This is a genomic window from Alteriqipengyuania lutimaris, from assembly GCF_003363135.1.
Classification (GTDB): Bacteria; Pseudomonadota; Alphaproteobacteria; order Sphingomonadales; family Sphingomonadaceae; genus Alteriqipengyuania; species Alteriqipengyuania lutimaris.
Map to the genome: position 1 here is coordinate 1,550,088 of NZ_QRBB01000001.1, position 16,488 is coordinate 1,566,575.

Here is a 16,488-nt window from a genome sequence, read left to right on the forward strand (position 1 = left end):
CCGGATCAGGTTTTGTCGATGGCTCCGCGCAGCCGCATCAGACCGCTGCGCAATTGTGCGTTGTCATTGGAAAAATCGGCCAGCTGATCGCTCTGCTGTAGGTCGAAGGCCTCCCATTCCTTGCCGTCGAACTGCAGCCAGTCCCAGGTTCCGTTGCGTTCGGACGGCAGCGGCAGGATGACCGAAGTATTCGTCGCGAGTGGATCGACCGGCGTGCCCGGCGGCCCTACCGCAGCGACCGTGGTGGTGCGAGACAGCAGCGGGCCGGCGTGGAACGTCACGTTCATCGCCGCGAGGGCGGGTTCGACGAATTTCTCGTCGATACTCACTTCCACCTGCGGGAGGATCCCCGTGGTCGCGTGGACCGGCGCGCGCGGATCGACCAGCATGGTGACCGCCGCGTTGGAAGATCGAGCGAAGGACAGGTCGAGGAAATTGCCCGGCTCGATCGCGCGGACGTAATCCGAATTGAGCGGGACCATGCCACCATCGGGCAGGCGCACGGCGTTGAAACGCGAATAGTCGTCCCCGGTGAAATAGCCAATCAGTCCGTCATCGCGCAGCGCCACCTCGCCCAGCCGGACGGGGAACGTGTAGCCGAGGAATTCCGGCGGCGCGGCCCCGAAGGTCCATTGCCATGACGGATCGGTCATGGGCATGCCGGCAAGGTCGTAATCGACCGCCAGCCGCACCATCGCCAGCGGACGTCCGACCAGCACGGACAGGTTCTGATCGCTCCGCGCGCCGAGCGGATCGATGGTCCAGAGCGTTTCGTCGATGGTCCGGTAATATGTGACGAAGGCATCGGGCCCGGCCTTCACCAGACCTGCGACCATTTCGTTGAGATGTGGCAGCTTGCCCAGATCGGCCTGGCCGACGCCCGGGCCGAAATCCCACGAAACCTTCCGATCGCCATTTGCATCGACGATCTCTCGCAGTTCGCCGACGAAATTTCCGTCCGGACCGTAGCACGACAGCGCACGGTCGATGTGGTTGGGCAGGATCCAGGCGCAGACGGGATTGGTGCCGCTGTTCTGGATCACGATCTTGCTGTCGTCGGTTGCCGACAGGAAGTTCAGCTGGATTTGCGCGGGCTGCAGGATTCGCGGAGAAAGCTGGATGAAACGCTGCGGCCCCAGCGCCATGATCGGCACCGGCGGGGTCAGATCGGGGCTGCGCACCGGCGCGAACTTTTCGTAATTGGTGGAGTTCACCACTTCGATCGACTGTCCGAACAGATCGACGACCGCGAGCCGCTCGAAACAGAACTGGCCGGACCGCATTTGCTGGAAATCGCTCGTCGGCCAGCCCCGAAACGGCTGCGGCACCGGGCCGAGGACGGGCACGAAACCATGTTCGTCACCGATCAGCTTGCCGATTGGGGAATCGCTGGCCGGAACGCGGTTGGCCTCGCCATCGCGGCGCAACAGCAAATGGTTGAACCCGTCGAGCGTCTGCGAAAGGAAATCCCAGCCGTCGGTGTCCTCGATAAATGTATCGAGCGCGGACAGCTCTGTGGAGTCGAGATCGGGGTGGCGGACCTGGAAATCCTCCAGCCGGCGGCGGAAATTGAAGCGCGCTTGCGGCGTGAGAAGCGTGGTGCCCGACAGGTCGAAGAATTTGGGACTCGCGGCAGGCAGATCGGGATCGGTCAGCCGGTATTCTTCGCCATCGAACGTCCAGTTATCAGCACCGTCCCGATCGTGCGCGATCGGGTAGAACTGGACCTTCCACATCAGGAACATCGGGATCCACGGCTGCTGCCACGGGGGGCGAGCTATTTCGGGCAAGGTCCCGATCATGTCTTTGCACTCGCCGATCTGCTTCGCGAGGGCATCGATCACCGGTTGGGCGGGATCATGCAGCGCGGTTGAGGCAATCATCGTGGCGCTTGCCGCGTCGAGGAAGAAGGCTTCGTCGAACAATGCGGGCATCACGATCGGAACGCGCGTCAGATCGGGCACTGGAATTGTGCCCTGCATTGCGGCGACATTCACTCGTGTCGTCTGCGCGTATTCCAAGCCGCTGACCAGTTGTCCGGCAACGCGGCAGGCGAGCGTCTCGCGTTCCAGAAGCAAATCGCCCGACTTCGCCCCGGCAACCAGCACGACCGGGTCGTTCGGCTTGTAGAAGGCATTGCTGTTGAAGCGTCTGAGGCGATAGCCCTCCGGCAAACCGCGCGCGGCGGCGAACTTGCGCGCGGCGGTATCGAGCTCTTCCTGGGTTGCACCTGTCGGAACCTTACCCGCCGCGGTTTCGACCAGTCTGGCTTGCTCGACCACGATCGCGGCAAGGCCGCCGGGATTGGCCGGATCGAGTTCCCGGTCGAACCGGGCGATGCTGAAGCGCGAATCCTCTGCAGCCAGTGCCCGCTGCTGCGTGGGCGGAAGGAACTCGAACAACCCCGCAGTCCACCACAGGTCGTAGAGACGTGCCTGCAAGGCCTGCAGGCTCATGGCCGAGAGATCGAGCGCCTGCTGGTCGCGATTGAGCGTCCCCAGCCAATCGGGCGAAAGGTTGGGATCGTCCCAGTCGACCGGCGTGTCGGGATAATCGGGCGCGCCCGGCGTGCTCTGCGGATCGTCCGGCTCGCGGATGATCTGCCATGCGAACCGGGCATTGGCTGTGCCGTACCATGCCTTGTGGATCGCCCTGTCGAGCAGCAGCGGCCCGTTCGGCTGGTCGAGCACCGGCAGAAGATTATACTGGAACGCCTCGAGCAACCGGGCATGGATTTTTTCGTTTCCCACTGCCTGATCGCCGATCAGCGCGGTCAGCGCATCGATCGAGCTGTTGCCGACCGCCAGCGTTGCGGTATCGGGCCGGTCCGACTGCGGGATGGGCCCGGCCGGATCCCAGCCGATCGCATTGCTGGCCCCGGTATAAAGCGAGGTATTGCAGACATCGGTCGGTTGCGGATCGATCGTCCAGCCAAGTTCCGCCAGCCGAGCATCGAACCCAGCCTTGTCGACGACCCCGGCAAGCACATCCTTCGCCGGGTCCGAATACCAGCCGGACACGAGGTAGCTTACGGTACCCGCGCCCACCTCGGTCAGCGGATCGTGGAAGGAGAAGACGTTTTCGCCATAGGGCTGGAAGGCGGAAAATGTCACATCGCCCGGGCCGGTTGCGTCTAGGAACATCGGCGCCCCGCTCTCGCTCCATTGGTCGAGCGGCACGGCACGGCCGATATTGGTGACCTTGAGCTGCTGCGGGCTGCCCGGATCGATATAGGGCGTGGTACCTTCGTTTGGATCGAGGAAATCGCTTTCGACGACCCAGGCGGCCACCTGCCTTGAATCGAGCTCGCCCGAAGTCCGCGTGACCAGCCAGCGATTGGGCACCAGTGGATAGCGCGTGCTGCTGGTGGCCGCATCCTGCATCCCGTGGCGGAGCGCGCGCGGCAACAGCCAGTGGAGGTAGATGCCGTTCGCCTCGGGCTCGTTGTTCCAGTGGGCGGCGGTATTATCGCTGAAGGCGGCCGGCATGGGCGAGCCGAAATTCTCCAGATTGCGGTAGTTCATCCGCCAGCGCTGAAAGTTCTGGCCCTTGCGGACCATGTCGTTGACCACCAGCGCATGCAGCTGGACCGGGACGAGCAAGGGGGTCTGTGTCATTCTTGCGCGCTCCCGCGTCCCACATCCATGCGGAAGGATATCGCCTCGGGCGACTTGACCATTTCCATGGCGAACTGCCCCGGTCCGATGGCGCTGCCCAGATAGCCCGCGCTTTCCATCGTCGGCACCATGGCCGCAGAACCCTCGTTGACATTGAGCACCGAATCGTCCGCCGCGCCCGGAACGCCGCGAAAGACGGCAGGCATGCTGGTGCCGGTGGGCCTGCCCGGCGGATCGGCGAGCTGGCGCAGATCGATCACATTGCCGTCCTCCAGCCCGAAACACAGGCCCTGTTGCGGTTCGGCGAGCATCACCACGTCGGGCACGTCGAGGAACAGCGCCAGCAGCACATTGCCCGAAAGCCGATCGAGACGCAGCAGCTTGAGCGGAGTCTTGGCAGAATCGCCCTTAAAGCCTCTTAGCTGCAATCCCGGCCAGCCGCTGACGACGGCCGAGCGGATCAGTATGCCGGTCATCGCTTCGTCCGGGCCGCTGCCTTCGTGGTCGCCGACCGCCGCGCCGAGCAACCGGTTCCGGATCGCCATTGCTTCGGCAGTGATCGCCTGGTCGATCACGCCGCGCATCGTCTGGGTGAAGAACGTGTCCTTCGAAGAGGTCATGCCGATGCTCAGCGCGCCATCGATCAGTGCCCTCTGCCAGGCGGGGTCGACGTAGAAGAAACGCAGTGATTCCACCGGCAATGCGAGCTGATCGGGCACGAAATGGTTAAATGGAATGTCGTAGAGCAACTGCTTGTGCGCCAGCCATTCGGCCACTGGAAGCAGGTCGTCCTGCACCTCCTCGGCCAGAAAGGCCTGCACTGCCGGTTCAGCGAGAAAGTCCTTCGCGTTCTGCACCGGATCGGGCGGCACGGCAGGTGGCAGCGCGCCGACGGGTTCGCCGAACATGCCCTCCTTCAACGCCCCCACCGCGGTGCCGAGCGAAGTGTTGACGACGTCGCGGAAAACATCGCGCACGGCCCCGCTTTTGACCACCGCGGAAAGATCTGCGGTGCTCGCCTCGCCCGCATCGTGCAGGCGGTCCATCAGCCGGCCGAGCAATCGGCTGGACGACCGGCGATAGCGCAGCAGTGCCTGGCTGAAGGGGCCATCTGCCAGCGCCAGCGCGCGTCCGATCGACCAAGCGGCGGAATAGCTGTGATCGAATATGCCATTATCGGGATCGTAGATCATCCGCGCATCCGAGGAGGGCGCGTGATAACCCTCGCTAGGCACCGGTAGCGGCTGCGCGATCGTGGGCGTCAGCGGGCCGCGGTACCAGGCGTAGGTCCGCTCTCCCTGTTCGGTCTGCCAGCTGCGCGGAACATAGCCATGCGCCAGCCGGTCGAGCGTGGCCTGCATCGCCGGGTTCGCCGACGGAGCAGGCGCGGCAATCTTGCGGCGCAGCAGCAATTCATCCGCATTGTCGAGGCCCGGCTCGGCGAGATTTTCCACCAGCTGGCGGAAATCGAGCGGGTCGGTCTGCGAAAGGAAGGTCCAGTTGTAGAGCGAGACCAGCGCGATGTCCTTGTCCTCGGCCGGGTTCGACGGCTTTTTCGGCCACTGCGCCTGGTCTTTGAGCAGCGAGTAATACCCTTCGAACGAAACGAGATGGACGACGTAGCGCGTCCCGCGCGGTCCCGTGCTCGTCAGCAAGCGATTGCCGGTCACCACCGAGAACCAGCCTGCCTCGTCCAACCGCATGAAAGCCTGGTCGGAAACATCGACCTCGCGCACATGGGTGAGATATTTGAGCTCGCCCAGCTTGGGCGCCAGCATCTTGAACACCGGTGCGGTCACGCGGATGTGGTTGCAGGAGGACTGCTTGATGTCGTCGGGCAGTCGGGCCGGGTCGATCTCGGGCTTCAGGACGTCGGCTTCGGGCCCGAGGAACTCGCTCACCGTGCTGGTCAGGAAGGTTTTGTTGGTCTGCGGATCGAGCGCAAGCTCGCCTTCGCGGAATGCAAGCAGGCACAGCCACGGCACGGTGCGATCGGTCGGGTCGGTGTGCCGCACCCACGGCAGAACGCGCCGGGAGAGGACGACATTGGGCAGATATTGCCCATATGTCGAATTGCCGTTGTCCGGCGGGTAGACGCTATGCACCTCCGTCGACGGCAGCGAAAATTGCGGCCCGCGCACCTCGAAGTTCTGGGTCACCGGATTGTCGAAGTAGGTGCCGGTATCGATCCCGGTGATGCCCGAGCTGGCGCTGATCGTATACGTGCCGTCGGCGAGCGAGGGCAGGTAATTGTCGTGGAAGGCGATCTCGCCCGGATTGAGTGTGGTGCCGGTCATGCCTGCGTTCCGATCTCGAGCGGTTCGTCCACGAATATCGCCCCGGCCCCTGCCTGCATCGCCGCCAGCGATCCGTTGGCGACCTCGGCCAGATCGAGCTCGGCAAAGGTCGCATGGATCGCGTTGCGCGCATCGAGTACCGGCTGGTCCATGATCTTGCCGATATCGGCGAGTGCGGTGGTGGACAGGTGCGGCATCGGGCCGACCGGCGGAAGTCCGGCACGCAGCGGATTGGGCCCGGGCTGGAGCGGATCGTATTGCAGATCGTCGCTGACGCTGATCGCGCCCGTTCCCGGGCCGAGCTGGGCGGGCGGCACCGTGATGCGCAGGCCCGAAAGCTGGTTCTGCACCAGTCCGCTACCCGTCGGCAGCGTGTCGTTGCGGCCCGCGCCCCATAGCGCCACCGGAACATCGCCGCTGCGCGCCTCGACCGTCCAGGTCGCATCGAGCACATTTTGCTGGCTCGCCTGCTCGATGACCTTGAGACGCGTGAAAGAGGACCCCTGCGCCTGCATCGGCTTGATGGTGAGCTGGCTACCGCTGGCGAAGGGGGCCGTGTCATCGCCGATATAGAGTTCGCTCAATGGAATCTTGCAATCGGCTGTGAAGGTAAAGGCGTCGGGATGCACGAGCCACGGCTGTACCGGCTGCGCCGAAGCCTCGCTCGCATTGCGCGCCAGCGTCTGGTCGGCGAGCGGAGCCGCCGCCTGCATCCCGGCGGCGGCGGTGATGCTTACGACATTGCCAGGCGGCGGCAGTACTTGGGTGAAGGTGCCCCAGTCCTGATTGTCGAGCGCGCCCCCGCCCGATTTGGAACCGAACTCGACCGTGAAGGAAATGATGTACCAGTGGACTGTAACCGCTCCGCCCGTCGGCGGTCCCCACAAGGTGAGATCGGCACCCAGCTCGACGGTGAAGGTCTTCGAACACAGAAGGAGATCGGCCTTGTACGAAGCGCCCACCGTCACGCCGATATCGGCGATGAAGCGGAACGGATTGTACCAGGCAATGATATCGGCGTGTGCATCGAACCACGCCTTCAGATTGCCCGCCTGATAGGTCACGCCGAGCTGGCCACCCGCCATCAGCGCGGCCGGGGTAATGGCGAAGTAAAGCCCCCCGGACAGCGTTACCGTGTCCCCGATCGACCACCGGAAGCCGATCCGCGGCTCCTTGGGATAGTGATCGGGGACGGTGAAATAGGGGCTGTAGCCGCCTGCGGTGACGACGAAGTCCCCGGCATGGCCGCTGGGCGGGTACCAGACTTCGAAAGCGGCCCCGCCGGTCAGCTTGCAATTGGTATCGAGCAGGTAGGAATTCGGCGAAAGCACCGCTGAGACCGAAAAGAAGCCGTCGGTGGGATCGAACACGGCTTCCAGCTGAAGCTCGATATAGGCGTAGACCTCTGGCCCGGCCATCGGAAAGCGGCCCTTGGACAGGCCGATCAGCGCCAACTCGAAACGGTTGCCGAATTCGCCGATCAGCAGGGCGGTCGAATTGATGACTTCGAAGGTAGAGAACTTGATGCCGAGGCCAAGCCAGAAATCGCCCGCCGAGGGCCGGACCCATGGATTGCTGCCCCCCATGACTTTCTGCAGCACGATCAGCGGCGTGGGCTTGGGGCCGAGCACCGCCGGGTCCGACAGCGCCGCAACAAAGGGGAACTGGAACACTTCGTCCTGCGCCGGGATGCGCAGGTAATTGTTGTAGCCGAAGCCGCCACACAGGCCGTTGACCAGGAAATAGGGCGGGCCGCCGATCAACGCATCGATGCTGGAGAAGACGAACATCGAAGTCTGACCGGAGAACTCGGCATAGCCGCCCATGGCGGTGGCACCGAAACCTTCGGCCTGGACCATCAGCATGCCGCCGAATTCGCGTGTGACCGGGGCCACTGGCGGGAAATTGACGAAGGCTCCCCCGATGCTGAAAGCCGTGCTGGTATAGTCGATGCCCAGTCCGTCGATATGGAAATGCGGGTCGAAACTCGACAGCGGCGATCCCACCGCCAGCCCCTGCACCCCGATGTCGAGCCCAGCCGCGGTCATCGACGCATCAATGACGAACCACAGCACGCTTTCCTGATAGCGCACGCCCACCTTCTGGAAAGTGACCGGGCCGAAGCTCTTCTGAATATTGAACCAACTGGTGCCGTCGGCGGCAGCCTGTGGCGCGGGGACGGTGCCCGCATTGGGACCACTCGCTGCACCCGCGCGACCGGTGGAGGGCGAGGTGACGGCATCTGCCGCCGCAGGAGTGCCGATCGACAGCGGATAGGTGTTGCCGCCGAAATCGATCACGGCGGAGAGCGCCACCTGTCCGGGCAGGCCCTGTCCGGGCAGCGTCGGATAGTTTGCCGGGATCTTGGCATTGATCGCCGCGATTTCGGCCTGCTGCGCGGGGACAGACGGGTCGAGCGCCGAGGAGGCGATAAGCGCCTGCATATCGCGCACGTCGATCTTCTCGTCTCTGGACAGGACGTGGTTGAGCACCGGCAGGTTCGAGAGGTCGAGCGGCTTGTCGATGGCGACGCCGAAATAGAACACCCACTTGTTCGCCGTCATATCGTGATAGGCAACGAACACCGCGTTGCCGTAGCTCGCCGAGGCCATCGTCAGCGTCAGGCTCTTGAGCGTGAAATCGTAGGTGAGGCCGATTTCCTTGATCGAGAGAGTGAGCCCCGCGGGCAGTTCGGGGATGTCGGCCTTGGGCGCAAAGGCCCCGGCAATGGTCGCGAATTCGAGATAATCGGCCGGGGTCTTGGCGCTCCAGCTTGCCGAGATCGCCGTGTCCGAAGGAGAAGTGGTGAAATCGATGATGAAGATATTGCCTGCTACATCGACCGTCCCCGTCAGATCCTTGCGATAGCCGCCGGTCACCGACGTCATCGCGAAGCCGAGCCTGATCTCCAGCATGTCGGCGCCGAGCGGGATATCGCCCGTTATGCCGAAGGCGAAATCCTTGGTCTTGGTGTTGAGGCTGGTAGCTATGTCCTTGACCGTGGTGTCCTGCACCCATTTGGGCGGTTCGCCGACGTTGAAAGTCTTTGCTGCGTAGGTGACGAACTCGCCGATCGGAATCGACTGCCCCTCGCCGGTCTTGCCCGTGAAGGTCCAAGCCTCGCCAGTCGAGTAATCCGCGCGCACCTCAAGGTCGACTGACGCGACGGTGAAGGTGCCGCTGAGATGCGCTTCCACATTGCCGCCGGTGTAGCCGATTTCGAAGCCCAACTGGTCCACCACCAGCCCTAGGTTGACTCCGGTATTGATCGCCCAGAAGCCGACCACATCGACCGAAAAATGGTAGTTGGCGCTGGCGGCGGAGAAGCTCAGCTGGTCGATTGCGAGATCGGGCAGGCCCTGCACCGGGCCGACGAATTCCTCGATCAATTCGCTCAGGACGATCTTCGAACCGTCGGCCAGATAACCGCTGACCGTGAAGTTCGGGTAGAAGGCGGTCAGCTTGAGATCTGCCTTGGGCGTGATCGCGAAGGTGCCGCCGAAGATCAGCGATGGAAAAGGCGCGCTGAAAGGCGTGGCGACCGCGAAGGCGAGGAACAGGTCGTGCGCCTGCAGCACCTTGTTGGTGCTCTGAATGGTGACGACGTCCCAGGTCGCCTCACTCTTCACGGTAAGGCCGATGGCACTGACCGCCGAACCGTCGGGCATTACGTCCATGTAGAGGTCGGTCAGCGCGAGCGAATTGCCCGGGGTCATCGTACCCGGCGGCGGCAGGGTAGAGCCGAGGTCGGCCCCGCCCACGAGCGTTGCAAGTTCGCTCAGCGTGGCATCTATCACGTCGGTCAGGTTCGCGTCGAAACGGATCGGCGCGGTGAGCGACGTCGCCTGGACCGATAGCGGCAGGCTGTAATTGCGGCCCGATGCTTGGAAGGGGATGTCTGCCCCCAGCTTGACATAGGGCAGCAGGGGCGGATCGCCGCCGCCGGGGACCGGCAGCGAATAGGCGTCCATCCCGAAGCCGACCGTGATATTGGTGGCGATGAAAAGATTGATCCCGGTCAGCGCCGGTCCAACCAGCTTGAAGCTGGTCAGCAGCGTGCCGTTTTTGGTCATGGCAAGGTCGCCGGAAAGATCTTCGGTGGTCAGTCCGAGCAGTGCCTTGAGCCCGCCCGACAGACTGCTGAAATCGAGCGTACCGGCAAAGGCGATGGTCGGTCTGGCCGAAGTCAGCATCATGCTCGGCGTACCGGTAAACGGCAGATCGGCGCCCAGGTTGCCTTCGAACTGGGCAAAGGCCTTGTCGAACCGCCAGCTCGCATCGCCGGTGGCGACAAGTTGCAGTTGCGCCTCGCCCGACCCATCGAGTGTGAAGGTGGCGGCAACGGTCATCGCCGCGAAAGGCCGGTCGATCCCCCGCCCGTGAACGGTGATCGAATCGACAGTTTCTGTGAAGGGCGTCGCGGCGGGTGTCAGCGCCAGGTGGCCATGGGCGAGGTAATCGCTTGCCAGCGTGGTCAGCGCCGCGGAATTCAGCGTTGCGATATCGAGACTGTACGACGCCCCCGAAAGGCCAGCCCGCACCAGAGTCTTGAGGGTCGCGATATCCATCTTAGAGGCCGTCAAGCCAGGTTTCGATCCGGCCGGCGATAATGCCCGTTTCGAGGATGTCCTGAGCGATGACCTGCCGAAACAGGAAGTAGCCGTTGTTGGTAAAGCCGTAAAAGCCGGTGTTCGCCGCGCCCGGACCCGCATTTGCCGGATTTTGCAACCAGTGGAAGGTTCCTGATGTGTTGCTCAGCGTTGGATAGGGCGCCCAGGGTCCGGTCAGGATGGCGGCAAGAGCTTGATGGGTATTGTATCCGAGGACCTGGGTGGAATCCATGAAGTAGTCGACGACTTGCGCATGTGCCCCAATACGCCCGGCTCCCTGCCATGCCGTGATCACGTTGAAGCGCGGCAGCTTGTGACCGTCGGTAAGAATTCCCACGCTGATGAGCGCCTGCCGGGGGTTGAACAGATTGCGCTGGGCGGCGGTGGGCAGACCTGTAAGGCTGCCGTGGTGCGGCACCTGGAATATCTCGGCATCCTGCACCTGCGCGGCATGGTTGAGCCGCACGTAGTCCATCGTCGTTTGCGTGGCGTCGCCGGTGATGACGACCTTCTCGGCGCCGATCTGCGCAACCACCATGAGGCTCGCTGAATTGGACACGTCGGTCCAGGTGGCAGTGGCCGCGGGCACGTTGCCCGCGACGATCCGCAGGCTCCATGCGGCATGACCGCCTACCCCAGGGACCGCTGGACCCTGCGCCAGCTCCAGGACGCCAGCGGGGAGCGCGACTGGCGGGGCGGGTGCCGTATAGGCATTGGCGTTGGTCCAGGTCTGTAGCTGCTGAACGCCTGCATTGATCGTCACTTCGGTGAGCGGCGGATTGCCGATGAACCCCAGGTTCGCCGCCAGGGCGGTCTGCGAATAGTGGCCGAGCGGGCTTGCGGGCCCGTTGGACATACTGAAGTAGATGTGGTCCGCATTCACATTGTTGCCGCCGAGACCCCAGTACAGCAGGGAGAGCAACTGGTTGTAATGATCGCGGTCGGGGTGGGTAAGAATCACTGTGACAGGATTGCCGCCCGACCAGGCTCGCATCGTGGTGCCCGCGCCGGTGAAAGTGCCCGCATTGAGATCGCCCACACTGCCGCAATCGACCACATAGACATGGCCCGTCGGGCTGCGGATGATCGTGCAGTCGCCTTGCCCCATGTCGACGAAATAGAAGCGAAACTCGGCCAGTTCGTCCGCCCTCCCACCCGAACCCGGCACATACGATCGGGCAAGGCATCGCAATACTGTTCGTCAAAAATCGCGCCTAGAATCAAATGGCGCGATCTATAGTGTCGAGCTAGCACCGCGAATTCTGATAGGCAATCGCCAATTCGCAAGAAAATAGCCGCTATAGATAGTATCTCGACTTGTCTTCGACCGTTATGGCGCGCCGTTCCGCATGCTTGAGACAGAAGTGGGAGGGGAGGCGTGTCGGGGCCCGTGGATTCGGAGTTGGATCCGGCCCTCCGCAATGCCCATTTCGGTTATGCCCTGCGAATTTGCACGCGATACCCAAAAAAAGTTTCTTCGCGAAATATTGCAAGACGATGTTGGAAAAACATTTTCTTTGGATCATCAAGGCTCAGCATTCAGAGAGGCAGTGATCATGTATCCTTTGCGTTACCTAAGATGATTAGTCGATCAGGAGACTTCGACGTGACTCGGAATCTATGGTTCGCCAGTGTTTACTCGGGCGACCTTTCACTGGAATGGAGACCGGCTCTTGGTAATTGCTATAAACGAGGCTCACTTCGATCTGGACTTTATCGATGAAATTATGATCTCGCCACGGATCCTGCATCGGCAGCGTTCCTACAGGATGTATCGCGCAGGCGGATAAGGACTCGGCTGCTTCGCGAAGTTGACGAGGGCCCGGTCGCATTGAACAAGCCGACCCAGTGGACATCGAGGCGATCAAGGTTGGCCAGAAATGCACGATCAGCGGTCGTAGCTATTCGCGCAACGGCGAGCGCCTCCATCTGATCTTCTACACTGTAGGATCACAGGCGGGCCTGGAAATGTCGTGGGACGGTTGGCCGGGTTCCGACTTCCCACGTGTCATGAGCATGACGTTCGGTGACCAGAGCTGCCGATGATCACCGAGTACCAAGTCGATACCCCAAAGCTCGATACGGCCTTGGAACAAGGATAGTTGGAAGAAACCGGTTAAGTTAGCCGCGATAGAAGTTAATCTTCCGGTTGAGACCACTGCTTACGTGCTCCGTCACAGCGTGATTACGGATTTGGTTCGAAGTGGTCTGCCTGTGCTTACTGTCGCGCAATTATCTGGAATTAGCGTTGCGATGATTGACAGGCACTACGGTCACTTGGTACACTCGCATGTCGAGCAGGCATTTGGCTGCCTCGCAAATCTGACTTCTCGGCGTCCGTCAGGAAGTGGGCCGGATGGAGACTGTCGGCTCATGCTGGGGCGACCGACCAAAGCTGCCCTCAGCAAACGACCCCGTCGCGGCCATCGGCAATAGCTCGCATTAAGCGGTCGGACGCTTCGAAGCAGCGCCTTCCCGAGCGAAAGTCTTGTGCAGGCGGTCGATGCGATATTGGGGCCAAACTCCGCTCGCCGCGCTTAGCCAAGGCAATGACTCGGCGAAGATAACCCGGGCACTCTGTCCATCCACCGGCAGGTCGTTGGGGCCGGTCCAGTTGACCAGCAGGCATACGCCATCGTGGGCGAGGCTTTGCCAAGCGAGGTCCGCGACCTGCGCAATCTCTTTGTTCGAGAGAAAGTAGAGGATCTCGGAGAACACGATGAGGTCGAAAGTCCCTTCCGGCCATTCCCGGGGAACTTCGGCTCGGACGAGCGAGACGTGGTCGAGATCTGCGAGGCGCGATTCTGCCAGCCACAAAGCGGCAGACGAGACGTCGATGCCCAGAACCGCGTCGCATATGCTCGTCAGTTCCGCGGTCAGCACGCCATTGGCGCATCCGACCTCCAGCGCACGCTCGAATCGGTTGGGAAAAAGCATCGCCAGCGTCGCATGCCGTTTGGCCGCCTCGTAGGCCTCGTTCTCAAAGCCCCATGGATCGGGGTCGCTCGCGAAGAGCGCGTCGAACGTCTGCCGCCGGTCCGACGGGTCATCTTTCATAGAAGAACACCTCGGGATGGCTCGCGAAGTGCTCGAACAATGCGGGCGGCATTTTGAACCCTGCCGGATCGTCGTCGATCAGGTCGGTCATTTGGGAGACATAGGCATCCATTGCGTCGCGCTTTGCACGGTGAAACCGGCTGTCGAAGAACATGCCCAAGCGGTCTGGCACGGGACGCTCGCCGAAGCGCCCCCACACCGCGAAGCTCCAGAGCGCGGCGTTCGACAGGTCGGAGAGCATCCGCGCCACGATTGCGGCAGTCCGGTGATCGCAATGCGGATCCTCAACCCACGTCGACCAGATCGACTCAAAATTCGCGCAGCGGCGTTCCAGAAGGCGATCGACGATCTGCGGGGCGCTTTCGTCCGTCGTCTTGCCATCGGGCAGATGCGCACGGACCACGCGAATCGATTTGTCGGGAGCGAGCGCCGTCAGCGCGTTTTCGAACTCGGCCGCTCGCGCCGCAACCCGCCGCGCGGTGCCGAATTTCCGCGAGTTGGGGTGCGAGCCTTCACCATCGGTCAGCAACAGGATAGTGACCTCGCGCCCGCCGGCCAGCGCTGCCGCCAGCGCCATGCCGCAGCCCAATGTCTCGTCGTCCGGATGCGGGGCGATGATCAGCAATCGGCCCGGCGGAGCCAGCGCCTCGAGCGACACGTGGCGGACTGACTGGGCAGCGCGCAGGACCGAGCCTTCGGGCAGAGTGGGAACGCTCATAGCTGTTCGGCGCGCGCGGCTGCCGCTGCCAAGGCCTCGGCCGACTTGCCGCGTTTCGCGTCGGGCATGGCTTGGCACAGAAACAGGCGCAGGTCCCTCATCATGCGGTGAACGAACGAGCCCTCGAAATGCGCGGCCATGCCGAGCGCGCGCTCGACATTCTCCATGACCAGCCGACACGCATCCTCGGTCGCCTCACGTGCGAGCAAGGATAGCGCGGCCTTGCGGTCCTCAGCTCCGGCCGCTTCGACTTCATGGGCAGCGCGCAGCAGCCAAAGTCGGGCCGATTCTATCGCGATCGCGCTGGCAACGATACGGCGCTGCTGGCTCGGATCATCGGCGCGCTTGCGGTCGGTCAGTTGCCCCAGCATTGCATGATACAGCGCTTCGGCAGCGCCGAGATGGGCCGCGCAGTAGCGCCAGATACCACCTTCGAAATGAGGTTCGCGCAGATAATCACCCGGGGCGCCAATCAGCGCATCGTCGCGGACCTTAACCCCTGAGAACTCGTATTGACCAGACTGGGTGGCACGCATCCCACCCATCGACCAGGCCGAATAATCGCACCGCTCCGGCTCGTCCACCGGGACGAGCAGCAACTGCTGGCCTTCCGCCTTCGCGACCGTGACAATTGCCCGGCCGACCAGCCCGAGGCCGGAGGCGAAGCGCTTCGCTCCGGTTAGCGCCAACTCGCCCTCGCGACGATCGAAGCCGAGCGGATCGGCGGGATCGTCGGCACCCCACACGCCGAGAAGCGCGCCTGCTTCAATTGCGCTCGCCGCATTGCTCGCGGCGCCCTCGCTGCCGTACAGTGCGATCAGCTTGACCGCGTTCATGTGGCCTTCGAACAACCTTGCTAGCGACAGATTGGCCCGGCCCAGGGCGCGCAAGGCATCGAATGCATCGCGCGTTCCGGCCGGCTCGCAGCCCCAGCCTTCGCCGCCCCACCGCTTGGGCAAGCAGGCGCGCAGCCAGCCGCGTTCGGCCAACAGCGAAACCTCTTCGGAAAGCGAACCGCCCGAGCAATCCGAGGCCGGAGCCAATTGGCGAACCGCCGTCTCGAGCTCTCTTGTCGAAGCCGCGTCAGGCATCGTCCAGACCGTAGCTAGCCGCAAGCTTGCGCGCGATCTGCAGTTCGCGCTGCACGGCGCTGAACGTCATGGGGGCGCAGGTTTTCGGGAGCTCATGAAACCCCCGGCTCGCGCCGCCAATTATCTCCATCCACAAGGTCGCTTCGTCGTGCAGGAGCCAAACCGGCTTTAAGCGGGAATCGCATTCCGGATCGGCGGAAAGCGCACGTTCCGCCAAGGCATCGCCGCATCCCCCCAATGCCCGTCCGGTCAGGCGGGCGGAGGTGCGGGTTCCGAAATTCTCCATCGCATTTACCGTGAACCCCGCCCCGAGCATCGCATCGCACAACGCGCGATCTTCCCCGACGGGAGGGGTCGGCAGGCCGCCGAGCCTGAAATAGCTGGCCGCATTCATCGCCAGGCTCGCGCCGGAGGGTCGGAGAGCGAGGGTACATGCCCGCCCACAGGTCCAGTACCGCCAGAGGCGGTCGCACAGGCCGAGATAGGCGCGCTCTGCATCGCCGACTTCGCGGACTTGCGCAGGCAGCGCAGAAAGCTCGGCTTCATCGAGCAAGACATCCTCGCAGATGAGGTCGTAGCCTTCTGACAGGAGGCGGAGCCCTTTATCGATCCAGCCCTTGCCCACCATCGTGTCGGCATCGGTGGTGAAGAGAGCACCTTGGGGTGCCGCCCGTACCGCCATATCGAGCGCGAGCCTGCGGGAGTGCGGCGCGTTGCAGATCGTGCGATCGAAGGACACCTCAACCGCAAGGAACGGTATGCCCTCGCGCAGAGCCCATCGCTCGATCAGCTCGGGCGAAGAATCGCTTGTATCGTTCAACACGAACACTGCGCATCCGGTGAAGGGCACGCCATGCATGGCAGCGGAAATCGCCTTGAGCGTGGTGGGGAGGCGGCGTTCCTCGTTGCGTACCGGGATGGCGATTGCGAAGTCGCAACCGCGCTTCAGTGAGCCCCTGCAACCCATTAACTCGGCCTTGCCAACGAACGGCGGGCTCGCAAGAAGGGCAGCAAGTTCGGCTTCTTCCGCCGATGCCGGTCCTCGGCCCAGTCCTTCGTGGGAAAAATCGGGCATGGAAAGTTGGGGCCGGACCTCAT

Annotated in this window: 9 protein-coding genes; 1 reads left to right on the plus strand and 8 read right to left on the minus strand. The window is 63.0% G+C overall.

Annotated elements, in window-relative coordinates:
* Positions 1-5: 5 nt before the first annotated feature.
* The 4 genes from DL238_RS07370 to DL238_RS07385 are packed head-to-tail and all read right to left on the minus strand — an operon-like array spanning position 6 to position 11,692.
* Positions 6-3,617 carry a hypothetical protein gene (locus tag DL238_RS07370; protein WP_115491662.1) on the minus strand — a complete coding sequence of 1,204 codons (3,612 nt, stop codon included), beginning with the start codon at positions 3,615-3,617 and terminating at the stop codon, positions 6-8.
* A complete protein-coding gene (locus DL238_RS07375) occupies positions 3,614-5,914 on the minus strand; it encodes a hypothetical protein (protein ID WP_115491663.1) in 2,301 nt (766 codons plus the stop codon). The genes DL238_RS07370 and DL238_RS07375 overlap by 4 nt, the downstream gene beginning before the upstream one ends.
* Positions 5,911-10,482, minus strand: a complete 4,572-nt coding sequence (locus DL238_RS07380; RefSeq protein WP_115491664.1) for a DUF6603 domain-containing protein — start codon at positions 10,480-10,482, stop codon at positions 5,911-5,913. Before DL238_RS07380 ends, DL238_RS07375 begins: the two co-directional genes overlap by 4 nt.
* Before the next feature lies 1 nt (position 10,483).
* A complete protein-coding gene (locus tag DL238_RS07385; protein ID WP_115491665.1) occupies positions 10,484-11,692 on the minus strand; it encodes a ComEC/Rec2 family competence protein in 1,209 nt (402 codons plus the stop codon).
* Between the two features lie 680 nt (positions 11,693-12,372).
* Here DL238_RS07385 and DL238_RS07390 point away from each other — a divergent pair.
* Complete coding sequence (locus DL238_RS07390; RefSeq protein ID WP_115491666.1) at positions 12,373-12,570, plus strand: hypothetical protein; 198 nt, start codon at positions 12,373-12,375, stop codon at positions 12,568-12,570.
* 396 nt (positions 12,571-12,966) lie between these two features.
* Here DL238_RS07390 and DL238_RS07395 read toward each other — a convergent pair whose 3' ends face one another.
* The 4 genes from DL238_RS07395 to DL238_RS07410 are packed head-to-tail and all read right to left on the minus strand — an operon-like array spanning position 12,967 to position 16,465.
* Entirely contained in the window at positions 12,967-13,581 is a 615-nt protein-coding gene (locus DL238_RS07395) for a class I SAM-dependent DNA methyltransferase (protein ID WP_115491667.1), read from the minus strand.
* Complete coding sequence (locus tag DL238_RS07400; RefSeq protein ID WP_115491668.1) at positions 13,571-14,299, minus strand: PIG-L deacetylase family protein; 729 nt, start codon at positions 14,297-14,299, stop codon at positions 13,571-13,573. Before DL238_RS07400 ends, DL238_RS07395 begins: the two co-directional genes overlap by 11 nt.
* Positions 14,296-15,390, minus strand: a complete 1,095-nt coding sequence (locus DL238_RS07405) for an acyl-CoA dehydrogenase family protein (RefSeq protein WP_115491669.1) — start codon at positions 15,388-15,390, stop codon at positions 14,296-14,298. Before DL238_RS07405 ends, DL238_RS07400 begins: the two co-directional genes overlap by 4 nt.
* Positions 15,383-16,465 carry a glycosyltransferase family 2 protein gene (locus DL238_RS07410; protein WP_181883858.1) on the minus strand — a complete coding sequence of 361 codons (1,083 nt, stop codon included), beginning with the start codon at positions 16,463-16,465 and terminating at the stop codon, positions 15,383-15,385. Before DL238_RS07410 ends, DL238_RS07405 begins: the two co-directional genes overlap by 8 nt.
* Between the last annotated feature and the right edge of the window lie 23 nt (positions 16,466-16,488).